Annotated in this window: 21 protein-coding genes; 10 read left to right on the top strand and 11 right to left on the bottom strand. The window is 75.4% G+C overall.

Annotation, left to right across the window (positions count from 1 at the left end; all coding sequences use genetic code 11):
- Positions 1-97: 97 nt before the first annotated feature.
- Positions 98-1,108: an iron-siderophore ABC transporter substrate-binding protein gene (locus ACI8AP_RS20250; protein ID WP_456591170.1), complete on the top strand. Its 1,011-nt coding sequence runs from the start codon at positions 98-100 to the stop codon at positions 1,106-1,108.
- 36 nt (positions 1,109-1,144) lie between these two features.
- Here the strand turns inward: ACI8AP_RS20250 and mftE are convergent, their stop codons facing one another.
- Positions 1,145-1,840: a mycofactocin biosynthesis peptidyl-dipeptidase MftE gene (gene mftE, locus ACI8AP_RS20245; RefSeq protein ID WP_456591169.1), complete on the bottom strand. Its 696-nt coding sequence runs from the start codon at positions 1,838-1,840 to the stop codon at positions 1,145-1,147.
- A 33-nt stretch (positions 1,841-1,873) separates the two neighbouring features.
- Here mftE and ACI8AP_RS20240 point away from each other — a divergent pair, with 33 nt between their 5' ends.
- Both ACI8AP_RS20240 and ACI8AP_RS20235 read left to right on the top strand, forming a co-directional pair.
- Positions 1,874-2,251 carry a YchJ family protein gene (locus ACI8AP_RS20240; protein ID WP_456591168.1) on the top strand — a complete coding sequence of 126 codons (378 nt, stop codon included), beginning with the start codon at positions 1,874-1,876 and terminating at the stop codon, positions 2,249-2,251.
- 38 nt (positions 2,252-2,289) lie between these two features.
- Positions 2,290-2,769 (top strand): pyridoxamine 5'-phosphate oxidase family protein, encoded by a 480-nt coding sequence (locus tag ACI8AP_RS20235; RefSeq protein WP_456591167.1) that lies wholly within the window; start codon positions 2,290-2,292, stop codon positions 2,767-2,769.
- A 42-nt stretch (positions 2,770-2,811) separates the two neighbouring features.
- Here the strand turns inward: ACI8AP_RS20235 and mftC are convergent, their stop codons facing one another.
- Genes mftC through mftA form a run of 3 tightly spaced genes read right to left on the bottom strand, consistent with a single transcriptional unit; the run spans position 2,812 to position 4,495 of the window.
- On the bottom strand, positions 2,812-4,038 hold the full coding sequence (mftC, locus tag ACI8AP_RS20230) for a mycofactocin radical SAM maturase (RefSeq protein WP_456591166.1): 1,227 nt from the start codon (positions 4,036-4,038) through the stop codon (positions 2,812-2,814).
- Positions 4,035-4,352, bottom strand: a complete 318-nt coding sequence (gene mftB, locus ACI8AP_RS20225; RefSeq protein ID WP_456591165.1) for a mycofactocin biosynthesis chaperone MftB — start codon at positions 4,350-4,352, stop codon at positions 4,035-4,037. Before mftB ends, mftC begins: the two co-directional genes overlap by 4 nt.
- Before the next feature lie 8 nt (positions 4,353-4,360).
- Positions 4,361-4,495, bottom strand: a complete 135-nt coding sequence (mftA, locus tag ACI8AP_RS20220; RefSeq protein ID WP_456591164.1) for a mycofactocin precursor MftA — start codon at positions 4,493-4,495, stop codon at positions 4,361-4,363.
- Between the two features lie 117 nt (positions 4,496-4,612).
- Between mftA and mftR the strand changes: the two genes are divergently transcribed.
- The 3 genes from mftR to ACI8AP_RS20205 all read left to right on the top strand — a co-directional run bounded on the left by mftR (position 4,613) and on the right by ACI8AP_RS20205 (position 6,996).
- Positions 4,613-5,197, top strand: a complete 585-nt coding sequence (gene mftR, locus ACI8AP_RS20215) for a mycofactocin system transcriptional regulator (RefSeq protein ID WP_456591163.1) — start codon at positions 4,613-4,615, stop codon at positions 5,195-5,197.
- Between the two features lie 117 nt (positions 5,198-5,314).
- Positions 5,315-6,547, top strand: coding sequence for a pre-mycofactocin synthase MftD (gene mftD, locus ACI8AP_RS20210; protein ID WP_456591162.1), 1,233 nt, complete (start codon positions 5,315-5,317; stop codon positions 6,545-6,547).
- A 32-nt stretch (positions 6,548-6,579) separates the two neighbouring features.
- On the top strand, positions 6,580-6,996 hold the full coding sequence (locus ACI8AP_RS20205) for a DUF1707 SHOCT-like domain-containing protein (RefSeq protein WP_456591161.1): 417 nt from the start codon (positions 6,580-6,582) through the stop codon (positions 6,994-6,996).
- Here ACI8AP_RS20205 and ACI8AP_RS20200 read toward each other — a convergent pair.
- Positions 6,993-7,517 carry a hypothetical protein gene (locus ACI8AP_RS20200; RefSeq protein ID WP_456591160.1) on the bottom strand — a complete coding sequence of 175 codons (525 nt, stop codon included), beginning with the start codon at positions 7,515-7,517 and terminating at the stop codon, positions 6,993-6,995. The two genes, ACI8AP_RS20205 and ACI8AP_RS20200, sit on opposite strands and share 4 nt — an antisense overlap.
- 105 nt (positions 7,518-7,622) lie before the next feature.
- Entirely contained in the window at positions 7,623-9,065 is a 1,443-nt protein-coding gene (locus ACI8AP_RS20195; RefSeq protein WP_456591159.1) for a bifunctional 3-(3-hydroxy-phenyl)propionate/3-hydroxycinnamic acid hydroxylase, read from the bottom strand.
- Positions 9,066-9,232: 167 nt separating this feature from the next.
- Between ACI8AP_RS20195 and ACI8AP_RS20190 the strand changes: the two genes are divergently transcribed.
- From ACI8AP_RS20190 to ACI8AP_RS20180, 3 genes are all read left to right on the top strand, one after another.
- Positions 9,233-10,360: an NDMA-dependent alcohol dehydrogenase gene (locus tag ACI8AP_RS20190; protein ID WP_456591158.1), complete on the top strand. Its 1,128-nt coding sequence runs from the start codon at positions 9,233-9,235 to the stop codon at positions 10,358-10,360.
- Between the two features lie 141 nt (positions 10,361-10,501).
- Entirely contained in the window at positions 10,502-11,395 is an 894-nt protein-coding gene (locus ACI8AP_RS20185) for an AAA family ATPase (protein WP_456591157.1), read from the top strand.
- 215 nt (positions 11,396-11,610) lie between these two features.
- On the top strand, positions 11,611-12,411 hold the full coding sequence (locus ACI8AP_RS20180; protein ID WP_456591156.1) for a vWA domain-containing protein: 801 nt from the start codon (positions 11,611-11,613) through the stop codon (positions 12,409-12,411).
- 26 nt (positions 12,412-12,437) lie between these two features.
- Here the strand turns inward: ACI8AP_RS20180 and ACI8AP_RS20175 are convergent, their stop codons facing one another.
- The 5 genes from ACI8AP_RS20175 to ACI8AP_RS20155 all read right to left on the bottom strand — a co-directional run bounded on the left by ACI8AP_RS20175 (position 12,438) and on the right by ACI8AP_RS20155 (position 17,021).
- Positions 12,438-13,115, bottom strand: a complete 678-nt coding sequence (locus ACI8AP_RS20175; protein ID WP_456591155.1) for a hypothetical protein — start codon at positions 13,113-13,115, stop codon at positions 12,438-12,440.
- Positions 13,116-13,225: 110 nt separating this feature from the next.
- The gene (locus tag ACI8AP_RS20170; RefSeq protein WP_456591154.1) at positions 13,226-13,798 is read right to left on the bottom strand and encodes an MOSC domain-containing protein; all 573 of its coding nucleotides are present in this window, start codon (positions 13,796-13,798) and stop codon (positions 13,226-13,228) included.
- Positions 13,799-13,803: 5 nt separating this feature from the next.
- Positions 13,804-14,979, bottom strand: coding sequence for an XdhC family protein (locus ACI8AP_RS20165; RefSeq protein ID WP_456591153.1), 1,176 nt, complete (start codon positions 14,977-14,979; stop codon positions 13,804-13,806).
- Positions 14,960-16,141: a vWA domain-containing protein gene (locus ACI8AP_RS20160; protein WP_456591152.1), complete on the bottom strand. Its 1,182-nt coding sequence runs from the start codon at positions 16,139-16,141 to the stop codon at positions 14,960-14,962. Before ACI8AP_RS20160 ends, ACI8AP_RS20165 begins: the two co-directional genes overlap by 20 nt.
- Positions 16,134-17,021, bottom strand: a complete 888-nt coding sequence (locus ACI8AP_RS20155) for an AAA family ATPase (protein ID WP_456591151.1) — start codon at positions 17,019-17,021, stop codon at positions 16,134-16,136. The genes ACI8AP_RS20160 and ACI8AP_RS20155 overlap by 8 nt, the downstream gene beginning before the upstream one ends.
- A 72-nt stretch (positions 17,022-17,093) precedes the next feature.
- Between ACI8AP_RS20155 and ACI8AP_RS20150 the strand changes: the two genes are divergently transcribed.
- Positions 17,094-18,389, top strand: a complete 1,296-nt coding sequence (locus ACI8AP_RS20150; RefSeq protein ID WP_456591150.1) for a M18 family aminopeptidase — start codon at positions 17,094-17,096, stop codon at positions 18,387-18,389.
- Positions 18,390-18,497 lie beyond the last annotated feature (108 nt).

The following is an 18,497-nucleotide window of genomic DNA, read 5'->3' as shown; positions in this document are numbered from 1 at the left end:
TACGGGTCCCGCGACAGTAACGATCCGGTCCCGGCCGCCCCGCTCCCACGTTCGTGTGCTTAGGTCACCCTTACCTGATCCGCCAAGGAGTTGTGTCATGCCTTTTCCTTCCGCCCTCCGGGGTGCTGCCGCGCTCGCGGCCACCGCTTTCGTCGTCACCGGCTGCGGTTCCGGCGACGAGCCCGCCACCTCCGACGGCGGGGCGGCCGGGAGCACGACCGGGAACTCGTCGTCGGCGTTCCCGGTGACGGTGGAGACCGCCTTCGGCGAGGTCACGGTCGAGGAGGAGCCCGAGCGGGTGGTGGCGCTCGGCTGGTCCGACGCCGAGACCGCCCTCGCGCTCGGTGTGGAGCCGGTGGGCGCCAGCGACTGGCTGGCGGTCGGCGGCGAGGACGGCCTCGGCGACTGGGTCGAGCAGGGCTACGCCGAGCCCCCCGTGATCATCGGCACGCTCGAGCCGAGCTACGAGCAGATCGCGGCGCTGCAGCCCGACCTCATCCTCGACACCCGCTCGTCCGGCGACCAGGAGCGCTACGACCTGCTGAACGAGATCGCCCCGACGATCGGTCAGCCCGAGGGCGTCGGGCCGTACCAGACGACCTGGCAGCAGCAGCTGGAGATGATCGGCGAGGCGCTCGGCAGGAGCGAGGAGGCCGACGAGCTCGCGGCCGAGGTCGAGGCGGCCTTCGAGCAGGCCCGGGAGGAGCACCCCGAGTTCCAGGGCACCGAGGTCGCCGTCGGCGCCTACTCCGCCGAGGGCTGGAACGTCTACCTCACCGGCGACTCGCGGGTGCAGTTCATGGAGCAGCTCGGCTTCGAGAACAAGGCCGAGATCGAGGCGCTGGCGACCGAGAACTTCTTCGTGCCCATCGGCGAGGAGCAGCTCAATCTGCTCGACGCCCAGCTGACCGTGGTCTTCCCGATCTTCGTCGAGGCCTCGGCGTTCACCGGCAGCCCGGTGTGGCAGTCGCTGCCCGCCGTCCAGGAGGGTCGCGCCGTCGTCCTCGACGACCTGACGCTGCTCAACGCCTTCTCCAGCGCCTCGGCACCGGGCCTGCTGTACGCGATCGAGAACAGCGTGCCGCTGTTCGCCGACGCCCTGAACTGAGCGGGCCACCACCTCCGGCGCGGGGCGGTTCCGGGATCACTCCCGGAGCCGCCCCGCGTCGTCGATGCGCCAGGTCGCCACGGCGGCAGCCAGCCGGCCGGCCAGGTCCGCCACCAGCTCCGCCCCCTCGCCCGCCGACGCGCCCGCCGGGTCCCCGAGCACCCCGTTCGGGCTGACCGCCCGCACGCCCTCGGCGCGCATCCGGGGCAGCAGCTCCCGCAGCGGCGCCGTCTCCCCCGCCTCCGCCCGTTCCCGGCGGACCCCAGCAGGTTCCACGTGCAACATGAGCGACGTCTCCGTGCGGCCGGCGTGGGCGTCGCCGCCGGCAACGGCGAGCGGCCACCAGGCCACGTCCCGCCCCTCGGCCCGGAGCAGCGGCACCGCCGCCCGCAGGGCGGAGTAGTTGCCCCCGTGGCCGTTGACGACCAGCAGCCGCCCCGCCCAGCGGCAGGCCGATCGCCCGTACTCCACGAGCACGGTCGTCAGCGCCTCCGTGCCGATCGACACCGTGCCCGGGAACCCCTCGTGCTCCCCGCTCGCCCCGTAGGGGATCGCCGGGGCGAGCAGCGCGCCACCGATCCCGGGCACCGCGGCCTGCGCCACCGTCTCCGCCGTCCGGGTGTCGGTCGCCAGCGGCAGGTGCGGGCCGTGCTGCTCCACCGATCCCAGGGGGACGACGAGGAGCGGCCGCTCGGGCAGCTCCGACCAGGTGGCGTCGCCGAGGGAGGTCACCGGCCCAGCCTCGCACGACGGCAGACTGGCCCCATGGCTCCCCGACGCTGCCCGTGCGGCACCGGCCTGCCCTACGCCGAGTGCTGCGGACGCCTGCACGCCGGCGAGGCGACGGCGGTCTCCGCCGAGCAGCTCATGCGGTCGCGGTACAGCGCCTTCGCCGTCGGCGACGCCGGCTACCTGCTGACCAGCTGGCACTCCACCACCCGGCCGGCGTCGGTGGAGCTCGATCCGCAGGTGCGCTGGACCGGCCTGGACGTGCTCGCCACCACCGGCGGCGGGCTGCTCGCCACCGAGGGGACCGTGGAGTTCCGCGCCTGGTACGTCGCCGGCGGCGAGCGCGGCAGCCAGCACGAGATCAGCCGGTTCGTCCGGGAGGACGGCGCCTGGCGCTACCTCGACGCGCGCTGAGGGGTGTCGGGCGGGACCACCGTGGGCACCAGCCCGGCATGAGTACCGAGGACACCCGCAAGGTCGCCGAGCTGATCAAGGGGGAGCGCTTCGGCTTCCTCACCACCATCGCCCCCGGCGGCAAGCTGACCAGCCGGCCGATGACGCTGCAGGAGGTCGAGTTCGACGGCGACCTGTGGTTCTTCGCCGAGCGCGGCTCCCACCCGGTGGCGCACATCGCCGCGCAGCCCCAGGTGAACGTCGGCATCGGCTCCGGCGGCACCTGGGTGTCGCTCACCGGTCACGCCGTCGTGGTGGACGACCTGGCCAAGAAGAAGGAGCTGTGGAACGGCGGCGTCGAGGCCTGGTTCCCGAACGGCCCCGAGGACCCCGACGTGGTGCTGATCAAGGTCGAGGGCGACTCGGCGGAGTACTGGGACAGCCCGGGCGGCCGGCTGGCCACCGCGTTCAGCTTCGTGAAGGCCAAGGCCACCGGCGAGCGGATCGACGCGGGGGAGAACAAGAAGGTCGACCTCTAGCAGCGGCCGCCCGGCGCCGGCCCCGCGGGCCGGCGCCGGGGTTCAGCGCAGGTCGAGGCCCGCCAGGGGCGACTCGTCGCAGGCCTTCGCCGGCGGCAGCGCGGGCATGCCGAGCAGCGTGGGCTGCCCGCGGACCGGGCCCTTGTGCGAGTGGTCGATGTGGCTGCGCGGGGTGACCAGCTCGACGTCGCGGGCCGCCAGCGCCGTCTCCCCGTAGCCCTGCACGCACTCGGGGTCGGGCCCGTCCAGCGGCAGCCCGGTGAAGAACTTCGCCGCCATGCAGCCGCCGCGGCAGGCGTCGAAGTGCGCGCACTTCGTGCAGGCGCCGCCGGTCTGCGGGCTGCGCAGGTCGGCGAACAGCTCGCTCTCCTGCCACACCTTCCGGAAGCCGCCGGGTGAGCGCACGTTGCCGGCGAGGAAGTTCTCGTGGATGGCGAACGGGCAGGCGTAGACGTCGCCCACCGGGTCGATCAGGCAGACGACCCGCCCGGCACCGCAGAGGTTGAGGCCCGGGAGCGCCTCACCGAACGCCGACAGGTGGAAGAACGAGTCGCCGGTCAGCACGCCCTCGCCGTTGGCCAGCAGCCAGTCATACAGCTCCCGCTGCTGCTGGGCCGTCGGGTGCAGCTGGTCCCAGACGTCGGCCCCGCGGCCCGAGGGGCGCAACCGGGTGATCCGCAGCTGGGCGCCGAAGGAGTCGGTGAGCGCCTTGAACTCGTCCAGCTGGCCGGCGTTCTCCCGGGTGACGACGACGGAGACCTTGAAGTCCTTCATCCCGGCCTCGGCCAGGTTCTCCAGCGCCCGGATCGCGGTGGCGTAGGAGCCGGTGCCGCGGACGCGGTCGTTGACCTCGGCGGTGGCGCCGTCCAGGGAGATCTGCACGTCGACGTAGTCGGTGCGGGCCAGCTGCGCGGCCCGCTGCTTGTCCAGCTTGACGCCGTTGGTGGAGAACTTGACCCCGACGTCGTGGCCGATGGCGTAGTCGAGCAGGTGCCAGAAGTCCGGCCGCACCGTGGGCTCGCCGCCGCCGACGTTGACGTAGAAGACCTGCATCCGCTGCAGCTCGTCGATGACCGCCTCGGCCTCGGCGGTGGAGAGCTCGCGCGGGTCGCGCCGGCCCGAGGAGGACAGGCAGTGGGCGCACGCCAGGTTGCAGGCGTAGGTGAGCTCCCAGGTCAGGCAGATCGGGGCGTCCAGGCCGTACTCGAACTGGTCGATCAGCCGCCCGCCGGTGGGGCGCTCGGGGCGGGCGGGCAGCACTGCGGTCACTGGGTCTCCCGGCGTTCGATCATCTGCGAGCTGGCGAGGTCGGCCAGCGCCTTCACGTAGGCGCCGCGCTGGGTGTCGGGGACGCCGCACGCGGTCAGGGCCGCCGCCGCGCTGGGGTGGTCGCCCAGCGCCTCGACGACCGCGACCAGCGTCTTCGACTTCAGGAACGACAGCTTCCGGTTGCCGAAGTGGTAGACGAGCGCGCCGAACGGCTCCGGCCGCAGCGCGACGGAACGGGCCCGGCGCCAGGGCAGCTCCGCGTCGAAGCCGGCGGCCGTCCCGGTCGCCGGGCCGGTCCCGTTCGTCGTCGGCACGGCGTCGATCAGTACACGCCGCACATGCCGTCGATGGAGACCTCCTCGACGAGCGACTCCTCGACGAGGGCCTCCTCGGTGGCGGGCGCCTCGGGGGTCCGGAACTCGGCGGCGGCGACGTCGGTCTGGGTGGGCTCGGGCATGGGGGCCTCCGTGAACGCGGTCACATGGTCGAGGCGGACGTTAGTGACACCCGGTGCCAGGAGCAAGAGCGGGGTCGGCGGGCGCCGGGCGCCACGCCCACCGGGCAGAATGCGCGCGTGGTGGAGACGAGGACGGCGCCGGCGGGGCGCGCCCGTGTCGAGCGCGCGGCCCTGGACCTCTTCACCGTGCGCGGCTTCGAGGAAGTCACCAGCGACGAGGTCGCCGACTCCGCCGGCATCAGCCGCCGGACCTTCTTCCGCTACTTCCCCACCAAGGCCGACGCCGTGTGGGGCGACTTCGCCGGTCACGTCGCCCGGCTCCAGCAGCTGCTCGCCGCGGCCGACCCGGCGCAGCCGGTGCTCACCTCGGTCTGCGCGGCGTACCTCGAGGTCAACGACTACCCGGCAGCCGAGCTGCCGCTGCTGCGGGAGCGCATGCGGCTGATCCTCACCGAGCCCGCCCTGCTGGCCCACAGCCAGCTGCGCTTCGCCGAGGTCGACCGGGTCGTCGCCCAGCACGTCGCCGCCCGGACGGGCAGCTCCCCCAGCGGGCTGCTGCCCCGCCTGGTCGCGGCGAGCACGCGCGCAGCGGCGACGACGGCCTTCGAGGCGTGGCTCGCCGACGACGCGTCGTCCCTGACCGGGCACCTGCACCTGGCGTTCGACGAGATGGCGGCGGGCTTCCCCAGCCTGCGCGGCTGACCCGTCCGGGCGGCCGGTGTGGCCGCCGTCTCACCCGCGGCGCTAGCCTGGCACTCAGTGCCACCGGCCTCGCGCCGGCCCACCGCCCGGCGCACCGGGCCGACGAAGGAGATGCCCATGGCCAACGCGTGGTTCGAATCGGTCGCCGAGGCGCAGCGCCGGGCGAAGAAGCGGCTGCCGAAGGGCGTCTACGGCGCGCTGGTCGCCGGCTCCGAGCGCGGCCTGACCCTCGAGGACAACCTCGCCGCCTTCGCCGAGATCGGCTTCGCGCCGCACACCGCCGGGCTGGCCAACGAGCGGAACACGGCCGTGACGGTCATGGGCCAGCCCATGTCGATGCCGGTCATGATCAGCCCGACCGGCGTGCAGGCCGTCCACCCCGACGGTGAGGTGGCCGTCGCGCGGGCCGCTGCCGCCCGCGGGGTGGCCATGGGCCTGTCGAGCTTCGCCAGCAAGCCGATCGAGGAGGTCGTCGCAGCCAACCCGCAGACGTTCTTCCAGATGTACTGGGTGGGCACGCGCGACGAGATGCTCGCCCGGATGGACCGGGCGAAGCAGGCCGGGGCCGTCGGGATGATCGCGACCCTCGACTGGTCGTTCGCCTACGGCCGCGACTGGGGCAGCCCGTTCATCCCGGAGAAGATCGACTTCCAGGCCGCCCGCAAGTACGCGCCGCAGGTGCTGGTCAAGCCGCGCTGGCTGCTGGACTTCGCGAGGACCCGCAAGCTGCCCGACCTCACCGTGCCCAACATGGTGGCGACGCCGGGCGAGCCGGCGCCGACGTTCTTCGGCGCCTACGGCATGTGGCAGCAGTCGCCGATGCCCACGTGGGAGGACGTCGCCTGGCTGCGCTCCCAGTGGGACGGCCCGTTCATGCTCAAGGGCGTCATGCGGGTGGACGACGCCAAGCGCGCCGTCGACGCCGGCGTCACCGCCATCTCGGTGAGCAACCACGGCGGCAACAACCTCGACGGCACCCCCGCCTCGGTCCGGGCCCTGCCCGCGGTCGCCGACGCGGTGGGCGACCAGATCGAGGTGCTGCTCGACGGCGGGATCCGGCGCGGTGGCGACGTCGCCAAGGCCCTGGCGCTGGGCGCGAAGGCGGTCATGATCGGCCGCGCCTACCTCTGGGGCCTCGCCGCCAACGGCCAGGCCGGGGTGGAGAACGTCCTCGACCTGCTGCGCGACGGGCTCGGCTCCGCGATGGTCGGCCTCGGGCGTTCCGACGTCGCCGACCTCTCCCGCGACGACCTCGTCGTCCCCCCGGGGTTCGAGCGGGCACTCGGCGACACCGCGGTGGAGAACGCGCTCCTGGCCACCTCCCCGGCCCGGCGGCGCCGCGAGGCCTGACGCCGGGCCGGACGCCTGCCAGGATGTCCGGTGTGAGCCAGCCGGTCCGACCCGAGGACCTCCGCATCTCCGACGCCGAGCGCGCCGACGTGCAGGCCGGGCTGCAGCGGGCGCACGACGCCGGGCAGCTCGACCTGCACGAGTTCGACGAGCGGGTGCAGGCCGTGTGGGCGGCGCGGACCCGGGGCGACCTTGCCCGGGTCACCGCCGACCTGCCCGCGCTGCCCCCGCCCCCGGGGCCGCGCCGGGCGTTCAGCGACGACGACGCCGGCACCGCGATGAAGGTGCTCGTGATCATCTGGGCGTGCATCAGCCTGGTGAACCTGGTGGTCTGGGGGATCCTCGAGGCCACCGTGGGCGGGATCCACCCGTGGTGGCTCTACGTGGCGCTCCCGCCGGGTGCCGTGCTGGGCACCCTCTACGCGGTCGGCATCGGCCGGCCGCGTTAGCCGGCGTCGGGGTCCAGCAGCTCGGCCCGGCGCCGCAACCGCCGGGGCAGCACGAACCAGCCGTACGCCAGCAACCCGGCCAGGACCGCCACCCCGATCCACCACCAGGGTGACGCCTGCACGGCCAGGTAGACCGTCATCGCGAGGAGGACTACCGCGCCGACCACGCTGGGAACGCGGTTGCGCCGGCGTTCGGCGAGTGCGTGCTCCACCAGCGCGTAGGCGGCGGCGCGGGTCTCCGGGTCCTCGGGTACGGGCCCCCGCAGCGACGCCCGCCCGGCGGCGCGCCGGGCGCGTCCCCCCAGCACGCCGACCGCCTCTGCCTGGCGCCGGAGCTGCCCGTGCATCAGCGTCGCCCCGACCAGGCCTCCACCGATCGCCGCTCCGACGGCTCCGGGCACGGCAGCGCTCCAGCCCTGCCCGCCGAGGACCGCGACGCCGAACGCCGCACCCGCCCCGCAGAAGAGCCCCATGATCAGCCCCAGTTGCGTGCGCGACGCCCGCGTCAACCACTCGTTCACCGACCGAGGATCACCACACCCGCCCGCCGGGACAAGCGGTCGAGGCGCCCTCCTCGGCCGGAACACCCGTCCGGGTGCACCGGCTCTCGGCGGTGGGCGGGAGCCTCACCGGCGGACGGCGGCCACGATGCGGTCGGGGCGGACCCGCACCGCGGCGGCCGGCCCCAGCCATCGGCGCAGTGTGCCGCTGGGATCGACGATCCGCACCTCCGTCCCGTCGGCCCGGCGCACCACGAGCTCCGCGGACAGCTCGGCCCACCCCTCGCCGAGGACGTCGTCCAGCCGGCACGGCCGGCCGTCGACGAGCACCTCCGGCTGCGGGACCAGCGTCCCGGCCAGCCGGCGGCCGGCCCGGCCGCGGCGCGCCACCAGCGGGCCGCGGCGCAGCGGCGGGGTCCGGCTGTCGGTGGCCAGCCGGGCGACGGCCGGGATCCGCCGGACGGCGGTCAGCACGGCCCGGCGGGCGACGGCGCCCCCGCGCCCGCCGCCGGTCATCAGCCGCCCGAGCAGCAGCGCCACCCGGATCAGCGCCCGGGCGTGCGGCTCGCGCTCGGCCTGGTACGTGTCCAACAGCTCCTCACCGGCCTCCCCGGCCAGCACGGCGGCGAGCTTCCAGGCCAGCTGGTGCACATCGCGCAGCCCCAGGCCCAGGCCCTGCCCCACGAACGGCGGGGTGAGATGGGCGGCGTCTCCGGCCAGCAGCACCCGGCCGTCGCGCCAGCGGTCGGCCACCTGCGCCCGGAACGTGTACTCCACCGCACGGACCACCTCGACCTCCGTGCCGCGGGCGACCGGGGCCAGCAGCGCCGCCAGCCGGGCCGGGTCGGCGAGCTCCTCGGCCGTCTCGCCCGGCGCCAGCCGGAACTCCCAGCGGTAGCGGTCGCCGGTCACCGGCATGAACGTGGCCGCCCGGCCCGGGTCGCAGACCTGGTGCACCCCCGGCCAGACCGGCAGCGGGACCGGCGCGCGCGCATCGACCACCAGCCAGCGGTCGGCGGGGCCGAGGTCACGCATCCGGGCGCCGATCAGCTTCCGCACGGTGCTGTTCGCGCCGTCGCAGCCGAGGACCCCCACCGCCCGGACGGAGCGGTCCGCCCCGGTCGCCCGGTCGGTCACCCGCACGGTCACCCCGCCGCCGTCCTGGTCGAGCCCGGTCACCTCGCTCCCGCGGTGCACCTCGATCCCGGGCGTCGACGCGACCGCGGCCGCCAGCACCTCCTCCAGATCGGGCTGGTGCACGAACGATCCCTGCGGCCAGCCGTTCGTGCCGGCGTCCGGGGCGCGCCGGAACTCGGCCAGCACCCGGTGGGCGGCGTCCAGCAGGCGCAGCCCGGCCATCGGCCGGCAGCGGGCGGCGACGTCGTCGGCCACGCCGGCCGCCTGCAGCACGCGGAACACCTCGTCGTCCAGGTGCACCGCGCGGGGCAGCGGATAGGGGGCCGCGTGCCGCTCCACGACGACGACGGGGAGCCCGGTGCGAGCCAGGAGCAGCGCGGCGGTGAGCCCGACGGGCCCCGCGCCGACGACGACGACCGGGGGGCGGGGCACCGGACCAGTGTGCGTGCCCCGAACGTTGCACCGAGGCCGGTGGGCCCGGCGCCAACGTTGCATGCCCCTTCCCAGGGTGTGATCGGGGTCATAGCGTGCGCGGCAGGCATGCGTGCCCGCGCATGAGGTGGACGGCCCTCGACGACGAGGGCGACGAGGAGGTTCCTGTGCCCGTGAACACCCGCGGCGCGATCCTGCGCTCAGCCCCCGGCAAGTGGGAGGTCACCGACCTGGTCGCCGACGACCCCCAGGTCGGTGAGCTCCAGGTGAAGCTCGCCGCCTCCGGCATGTGCCACTCCGACGACCACATCGCCACCGGGGACATGCCCGTCGGGCACTACCCCTTCCTCGGCGGCCACGAGGGCGCCGGCGTCGTCACCGCGGTGGGCCCCGGGACGAAGGACTTCGCGGAGGGTGACCACGTCGTCTTCTCCTTCCTCCCCGGCTGCGGCCGTTGCCGGTACTGCGCGAACGGCCAGCAGTACATCTGCGACTCCGGCGCCAACCTCCTGGTCGGCTCCCGCTGGGACGACGCCGAGAGCTTCCGCTTCCAGACCTCCGACGGCACCCCGGTCGGCCAGATGTGCGGGCTGGGCACGTTCGCCGAGGTGACGACGGTCGACGTCCGCTCCACGGTCAAGATCCCGAAGGACATCCCGCTCGACGTCGCCTGCCTGGTCGGCTGCGGCGTCGGCACCGGCTGGGGCACCGCCGTGCAGGCCGGCGAGGTGCGGGCCGGCGACACCGTCATCGTCATGGGTGTCGGCGGCATCGGGATCAACGCCGTCCAGGGCGCTGCGCACGCCGGCGCGAGCCACGTCATCGCCGTCGACCCCATCGACTTCAAGCGCGAGAAGGCGATGGAGCTGGGCGCCACGCACGCCTTCGCGAGCATCGACGAGGCCGCCGAGTTCGGTCGCAGCGTCACCAACGGCCAGGGCGCGGACAAGGTTCTGATCACCGTCGGCGTGCTCAAGGGCGAGCACGTCGCCCAGGGCGTCGAGGCGCTCGGCAAGGGCGGCCGGGTGGTCATCACCGGCCTCGGCGACCTCACCGACGTCGGCATCCCGATCAACCCGAGCATGCTGGCGCTGTTCACCAAGGAGATCCGCGGCGCCCTCTTCGGCGACCAGAACCCCAGCGCGGACATGCTGAAGATGCTGCGGCTCTACCAGGAGGGTGCCATCAAGCTCGACGAGCTGATCACCAAGCGGTACAAGCTCGACGACATCAACCAGGGCTACGAGGACCTGCACGCCGGCAAGAACATCCGCGGCGTCATCGTCTACGACTGAGCCCCGGCCTCCGACCCCTGATGATCAGGTCACCTGATCATCAGGGGTCCTGGCTCACGGTCGACGGTGAGCCAGGACCACACCAGGTGAGCCAGGACGACGGGAGCTGAGCCAGGACGTGGCACCGGCCGGGACAGGATCGTGACCAGCACGCGCAGCGCCGCCCACCTCGACGTGGGCGGGATGGTCCGCGTGGCCCGTCAGCGCGTGGTGGACCGCCTGCGGGAGGCGGAGGTGGTCGCCGCGGCGCTCTCCGCCGGGCGCAACGTCGTGCTGGAGGGCCCACCCGGCACCGGCAAGACCACGCTGCTGCGCGCCCTGGCCGACGGCGCCGGGGTCCCCCTCGTGCTCGTCGAGGGCAACGCGGAGCTGACACCCACCCGGCTGGTCGGCCACCACGACGCCTCCCGGGTCCTCACCGAGGACTACCGGCCGGAGAACTTCGTGCCCGGGCCGCTCACCCGGGCCATGACCGAGGGTTCGCTGCTCTACGTCGAGGAGTTCAACCGGGTCCCCGAGGAGACGATGAACGTCCTGCTCGGTGTCCTCTCCGAGCGGGAGATGCACGTGCCCCGCTACGGCCGGGTCGCGGCGCGGCCCACCTTCCGGCTGGTGGCGGCGATGAACCCGTTCGACGCGGTGGGCACCGCGCGGGTCACGCCGGCCCTCTACGACCGCTCCTGCCGGATGGCGATGGCCTACCAGGACGAGGACGCCGAGCTGCGGGTGGCCGAGGCGGTGACCGGCGGGGAGGCAACGCTGGTCGCCCGGGCGGTGCGGGCGGTCCGCATCACGCGCGACCACCCCGAGCTGCGCATCGGCGCCTCCGTGCGGGGGGCGATCGACACGGTGCTGATCGCCGTGGAGCTCGCCGCCGTCCGGGAGACCTCCCCCCTGCAGGAGGCGACCGGGCTCGACGCCGCCCTCGCCGCGCTCACCGGCAAGGTGACCCGGGGCGACGGCGTGGCGCGCCCGGTGGAGGACGTCGTCGCCGACATCTGGCGCCGGGCCGGTGAGGAGCTGGGAAAAGCCTGACGCCCGGGGAGGCGTCCCCCGGGCCGCCACCCCCGCCGGCGCCGGCCGGCGAGCGACCGGCGTCGGGCCCGCCCCGCGTCGTCGAGGACCCCGAGCAGGTCGAGGAGCTGCTGCGTGCCCAGGGCGCGCGCCGGTCCAGCCGCGACGAGCTCTCGCGCAGCAACCCCGACTTCGACACCGTCTCACCGGAGGCGGGGACCCTCGACGCCGAGGCCGTGGCCGACCTGGCCGCACGCGACCCGGACGCTGCCGCCCGGGTGCTCGCCGCGGCCGCCCGCGCGTTCGACCCCCGGCTGCGCGCCGCGGCGCGGGCGCTGGCCGCACGGCTGCCCCTGGGCAACCCGCGCACCGGCACTCCCGACCGCCCCGGCACCAGCCGGATGGTCACCCGGCGCGACCCGACCGGTTCGGACGTCGACCTCGACGCGACGCTGGCCGCGCGGGGGGCCGAGCCCCGGTGGCGCGCCGAGCACCTGCACACGAGGGGCTGGCGCTCCACCGGCCGCGCGGTGGTCCTGCTCGTCGACGCGTCGGGGTCGGTGGCCGGGGACGAACTCGCCGCCGCGGTGCTCACGGCGTCGGCCCTGGCCCAGCGCATGCGGCCGGGCGACGAGCTCGGCGTCGTCGCCTTCTGGTCGAAGGCCGTGGTGCTGCGCCCGCTGTCGGCCGATCCCCGCGCGGACGTCGTCGTCGACCGGCTCTGCGACCTCAGGGGCGGCGGCACCACCGACCTCGAGCTGGCGCTGCGGACGGCGGCGACGCAGCTCGCGCGCTCCCGCGCCGCCGACCGCCACGTGCTGCTGCTCTCCGACGGCGTCGCGACCGACAGCCCCGACCCGGTGGACGCCGCGGCGTCGCTGGCTCGCATACCGGCGCGGCTCCAGGTGCTCGCGCTGTCGGCCGAGGACGAGGCGATGACCTCCTGCACCACCCTCGCCGCCGCCGGCGGCGGGAGGGTGGCCGCGCTGCACCGGGCGTCGCAGGCCCCGTCAGCCGTCCGGGAGCTGCTGGGCTGACCGGCGCGACGCCGGGACAGCAGGCGTCAGGAGACGCCCATCATCGACATGAAGTCGATCGGGTCGGCGGGGGCGGAGATCTCCTCCTCCTCGCCGAACCGGCTGAAGGTGACGGTGCCGGAGTCGCCGCCCTCGCCGGTCGTGACCTGCAGCGGGTAGGCCGGCTCGTCGTCGGCGACGAACAACCGGCTGCCGTCCTCCTGCTCCACGACCACCACGTCCTCGCCGTCGAGCTCCTCGGAGCTGACCTCCTCGGCGATCTCGCTGTCCGGGTCGCGGAACTGCTGGACGAAACCGTCGAGGGAGATCTCCTCGAACTCGGCCACGGCCTCACCGGGGACGATCACCCAGCGGCCGTCGAACTGCGAGGCCATCTCCGCCGGCATGCCGAAGGAGGCCCAGAAGTCCGACGGTGCCTGCAGGTACACCTCGCCGTCGACCCGGAGCAGCTCGATCTCGGACCCGCCCATGGTCACCGAACCGGTGACGTCGTCGCCCTGCAGGTGCAGGTCGAGCTCGCCCTCCTCGCCGCCCTCCGCCATGGTGCCGGTGACGTGGAACGAACCGGCCTCCTCCAGGGCGTCGGCGGCCGCGTCGGCGACCTCGGGCCCGGTCATGCCGTCGAGCGGGCTGCTGCTCCCGCAGGCGGTGAGGAGCAGGGCGCTCGCGGCGGCGACGGCGAGCTGGGGGATGCGCATGCGCACGGGAGGACCTCCGGAGTACACGTCTCCGGATCTCGGACGTCCGGCCGGACGGAATACTGCGGGGCGTGCGGCGCGACCGCCAGCAGCCGGTCCGACCGGCGTGTCGCAGGTCAGCGGCGACCCGGCGCCAGGGAGCGGGCCCGCCCTGCCGCGGCGGGATCCAGCGGCACGGCGCTGGTCAGGACGGCGGGTCCCAGCTCGAGCCGGCCGTCGGAGAGCGCCGCGCAGCGCACCCCGCCGCGACCGCGCATCCCGCGGTGCGCGCCGGGCGCGAGGACCAGGTCCATCCAGGCGCAGGGGTTCGCCGCCCGCCCGCCGCGCAGCAGCACCGGTCCCGCGCCGCAGTCCAGCGCGAACTCCCGGCCGCGGAGCGCCTCCACCTCGGCACCCCGCAGCACCACGTTCCGCCGGGCCAGCAGCGGGTCGAACGGCGGGGCGCCCAGCTCGGCGGCGAGCGACTCCAGCGACTCCACCGCCAGCACCGTGACCTGGGCGTCCCGGTGGGCCGGCCGCCCGGCGTACCGGTCCCCGACGATGCCGACCCCCGCCCGGATCTCCAGCCGCTCCCGCCGGTCGTCGGCCTGCGCAGGCACCGCCGCGCCGGGGCGGCCGTCGTACCGGTGCGCCGGCGAGGCCAGCAGACCCACGACCTCCACCCCGTAGCGGAAGGGGAGCGCGGACACGTCCCTCAGCGGTCTCTCGGCCCCTCGGCAGGGGCCCGTCGCGAGCCTGCGAGTGGCGGGGGGCCGGGGGGTCCTTGATGGATGGGGCCCGAGACCTCGGCCAGCCGCCGGCCGCTGCCGCCCCAGCGCCCCTGGATGATCTCCGCGGCGATCGACACCGCCGTCTCCTCCGGGGTGCGGGCACCGAGGTCCAGGCCGATCGGCGAGGAGAGCCGGGCCAGCTCCTCGTCGCCCAGCCCGGCTTCGCGCAACCGGGCGAGGCGCTCGTCGTGGGTGCGCCGCGAGCCCATCGCCCCGACGTAGGCGACCGGGGTGCGCAGCGCCACCTCGAGCAGCGGGACGTCGAACTTCGGGTCGTGGGTGAGCACGCAGAGCACCGTCCGCTCGTCGATGCGCCCGGCGTCGACCTCGGCCTGCAGGTAGCGGTGCGGCCACTCGACCACCACCTCGTGCGCCTCCGGGAAGCGCTTGGGGGTGGCGAACACCGGCCGGGCGTCGCAGACGGTGACCCGGTAGCCCAGGAACGCGCCGACCCGGGCGACGGCGGCGGCGAAGTCGATGGCGCCGAACACCACCATGCGGGCGGCCGGGGCGAAGGAGTTCACGAACAGGGTGAGGTCGTCGCCGCGCCGCTCGCCGTCGCGCCCCACGTGCAGCAGCCCGGTGCGGCCGCCGACGAGCATGCCGCGGGCGTCGTCGGCCACGGCGTCGTCCAGCCGTCGCGAGCCCAGCGTCCCCGAGGACCGGTCGGGCCAGAGCACCAGACGGCGCCCCAGCCGGTCGTCGGGGCCGGCGACCACGGTGACGACGGCGACCGGCTCGTGCCGCCCCACCGACTCCGCGACCTCCCCCAGCTCGGGGAAGGACTCGCGCGACACCGCCTCCACGAAGACGTCGAGGATCCCGCCGCAGGTCAGCCCGACGGAGAAGGCGTCGTCGTCGCTGACCCCGTACCGGCGCAGCGTGGGCTCCCCGGTGGCGACGGCGTCCCTGGCCTCCTCGTACACCGCGCCCTCGACGCAGCCGCCGGAGACGCTGCCCACCGCCGTGCCGTCGGGCCCCACCAGCATCGACGCGCCGGCGGGCCGCGGCGCCGAGCGCCAGGTGCCCACCACGGTGCCCACGCCGACGGTCTCCCCCGCCTGCCACCAGCCGACCAGGTCATCGAGCACGTCTCGCATCCGGCAACTCCTCCCCAGATCTCCGGTGCTGCCCGCGCGGCTCCTGCAGCACTCCCGACAGCTCCTCGAACGCGGCCATGCTGTGCCCCGCCACGAAGTGGTCGACCGACGGCAGCGCCGCCTGCATCCCGCCGGTGAGGGGTTCGTACCCCGTCCGGCCCTTGTGCGGGTTGACCCAGACGACGGCGTGCGCGAGCCGCCGCAGCCGGGCCATCTGCTCCCGGAGCAGCCCGGTGTCCCCACGCTCCCAGCCGTCGCTGCACACCACCACCACGGCGCCGCGCGCGGTGCCGCGCTGGCCCCACCGGTCGAGGAAGGCCTTGAGCACCTCGCCGAGCCGGGTACCGCCGGACCAGTCGGGGATCGCCTGCCCCCCGGCGGCCAGCGCCCGGTCCGGGTCGCGCAGCCGCAGCTCGCGGGTGACCCGGGTCAGCCGGGTGCCGATCGTGAACACCTCGGTCGACGCCGGCCGGGCCCGCACCGCCGCGTGGGCGAACCGCAGCAGCGCGTCGGCGTAGGGCGTCATCGACCCGGAGACGTCGACCAGCAGCACGACGCGGCGGGGGCGCGGCCGCGGGCGGCGGTGCACCAGCCGGCTGACCTCGCCGCCCTCGCGCAGCGCCCGGCGCACGGTCCGGCCCGGGTGCACACCGCCGTGGGCCGCCGGCCGCCGTCGCCGGGCCGGGCGCATCGGGGCGGCCGGGACCAGCAGGGCGAACAACCGGCGCAGGTGGGCGCGCTCGGCGTGGGTCAGCCCGGCGACGTCACGGTGTCGCAGCACCTCGTCGGCGCTGGCGCGGGCGGCCAGGTCGGGGGTGTCCGGGTCCTCGTCCCCCTCGCCGGTGCCCGCGTCGAGCGGCGCGCTCGCGGCCAGCTGCGGCCGCACCTGCACCGGTGCCGGGGCGGGGCGCGGGCGTCGCCCGGAGAACCAGGCCAGGAAGGCCGCGTCGTAGCGGTCGAGGTCGTCGGGGCCGGCGCAGAGGGTCAGCCGGCCGGCCCAGTAGACCGCCGACGGCTGGAGGACGTCGAGGTGGCCCAGGGCGGCGAGCATCGCCTGGACCCGGTCCGGGGAGGCGGTCACGCCCGCGTGCCGCAGCGTCCGGGCGAAGCCCAGCACGGTGTCGACGACGTCCCGCTCCGCCGTCCCCGACGCGTCAGCCACCGAGCAGCGCCTCCGGGTCCAGCGACCGCACCCGCTCGGTGTCCTCCCGGTACTTGAGCACCGCGCCGAGCGTCCGCGCCGCCAGGTCGGGGTCCAGGTCCCGGGCCCCGAGCGTGTGCAGCGCCGTCGCCCAGTCCATCGCCTCCGCGACCCCGGGCGGCTTGAGCAGGTCGAGGGTGCGCAGCGTCGCCGTCGCCCGGGCCACCTGCCGGGCCAGCTCGTCGGTGACCTGGGGCAGCCGACGGCGCAGGATCGCCACCTCGCGGTCGAAGTCGGGGTGCGCCAGCCAGTGGTACAGGCAGCGCCGCTTGAGCGCGTCGTGCACCTCGCGGGTGCGGTTGGAGGTGAGGACCACCAGCGGCGGGGTCTCCGCCCGCACCGTGCCGAGCTCCGGGATGGAGATGGTGAAGTCCGACAGCACCTCCAGCAGGAACGCCTCGAACTCGTCGTCGGCGCGGTCCACCTCGTCGACGAGCAGCACGCTCGGGGAGTCCTCCAGCGCCTGCAGCAGCGGCCGGGCCAGGAGGAACCGGCGGTCGTAGAGCGAGGCCTCCAGCCGCGCGGGGTCGTCGGCGGCGTGCGCGGCCTCGGCGGCGCGCAGGTGCAGCAGCTGACGGCCGAAGTCCCAGTCGTAGAGCGCCTGGCTGGCCTCGAGCCCCTCGTAGCACTGCAGCCGGTAGAGCGGCCGGCCGGTGATCTCCGCCAGCGCCTGGGCCAGCGCCGTCTTCCCGACGCCGGCCTCGCCCTCGAGGAACAGCGGCCGGTGCATGGCCAGCGCCAGGTGCGCGGCGGTGGCCAGCCCCTCGTCGGCGAGGTAGCCGGTGCCCGCCAGGGCGGCGGACAGCTCGTCGGGGCTCCCGGGGACCGTGCGCTGGCTCACCTCCCGAGCATCCCACCTGGGCGCTTCCTCCCGCTCCCCCGCCTCCGTCCGGGCGTCGGGCACGATGACCGCATGCCGACGCCGGATGCCGCCCCGACCGACGAGCTCGCCCTCGGCGACGACCTGCGGGCCTTCGTCGACGCCTCGCCGTCCCCCGCCCACGCGGTCGCCGAGCTGGCGCGCCGGCTGCGCGCAGCCGGGTTCACCGAGCTGGCCGAGGCGGACTCCTGGGCACCGGCGCCCGGCGGGCAGCACTTCGTCGTCCGGCACGGCAGCCTCATCGCCTTCCGGATGGGCAGCGGCCCGCTGGCCGAGACCGGGATGCGGCTGGTCGGCGCGCACACCGACTCGCCGACGTTCAAGGTGCGGCCGCGCAACGACGTCCGGCAGTCGGGGTACCGCCTGGTGGGCGTCGAGCCCTACGGCGGCGGGCTGTGGCACACCTGGCTGGACCGGGAGCTGACCGTGGCCGGGAGGCTGGTGCTGCGCGGGGGCGGGACGACCCTGGTGCGGCTGCCCGGCGCCCCGCTGCGGCTGCCCTCCCTCGCCATCCACCTCGACCGGAGCGTCCGCGAGGGGCTGACCCTCGACCCGCAGCAGCACCTGGTGCCGGTGTGGGACCGCGACCTCGGCACCGGGCCGGGGCTCACCGAGGCCCTCGCCGCCACGGCCGGGGTGGACGCCGGCGACGTCGTCGGCACCGACCTGGTGCTGGCCGACACCCAGCCGGCGTCGCGCGCCGGGGCGGACGGCACGTGGGTGGCCGCCCCCCGGCTCGACGACCTGGCCTGCTGCCACTCCGGGCTGCTGGCCCTGCTGGCCGCACCGGCCGGGGCACGCACGCAGCTGCTGGTCTGCAACGACCACGAGGAGGTGGGCAGCGGCTCCATGTCCGGCGCCCGCGGCAGCTTCCTCGAGGACGTCGTCCAGCGGCTGGCCGCGGCGACCGCTCCTGCGGATGCGCAGGCGGTGCACCGGGCGCTGGCCCGGTCGGTGCTCGTGTCGGCCGACATGGCCCACGCCGTGCACCCGACGCGCGCCGAGCGGCACGAGCCGGCGCACCGGCCCGAGCTCGGCGGCGGGCCGGTGCTCAAGGTGAACGCCAACCAGGCCTACGCCACCGACGCGGCCTCCGGGGGCTGGTTCACCGAGCGCTGCGACGACGCCGGCGTCCCGGTGCAGACGTTCGTCACGCGGGCGGACCTCCCGTGCGGGAGCACCATCGGCCCGCTGACGGCGACCAGGCTGGGAGTCACCACGGTCGACATCGGCGCCCCCATGCTCGCCATGCACTCCTGCCGGGAGCTGGCCTCGGCCCGCGACGTGCCGCTCATGGTGGGGGCACTCACCGCCTGCCTGGCTGGCTGACCGGGGGGGGGGGGGGGGGGGGGGGGGGGGGGGGGGGGGGGGGGGGGGGGGGGGGGGGGGGGGGGGGGGGGGGGGCGGCGCTGGTGGGGGGGGTGGGTTGGTTGGGGG

The sequence above is a fragment of the Blastococcus sp. SYSU DS1021 genome (assembly GCF_054050995.1).
This window is presented reverse-complemented; position numbering and strand designations above follow the sequence as displayed.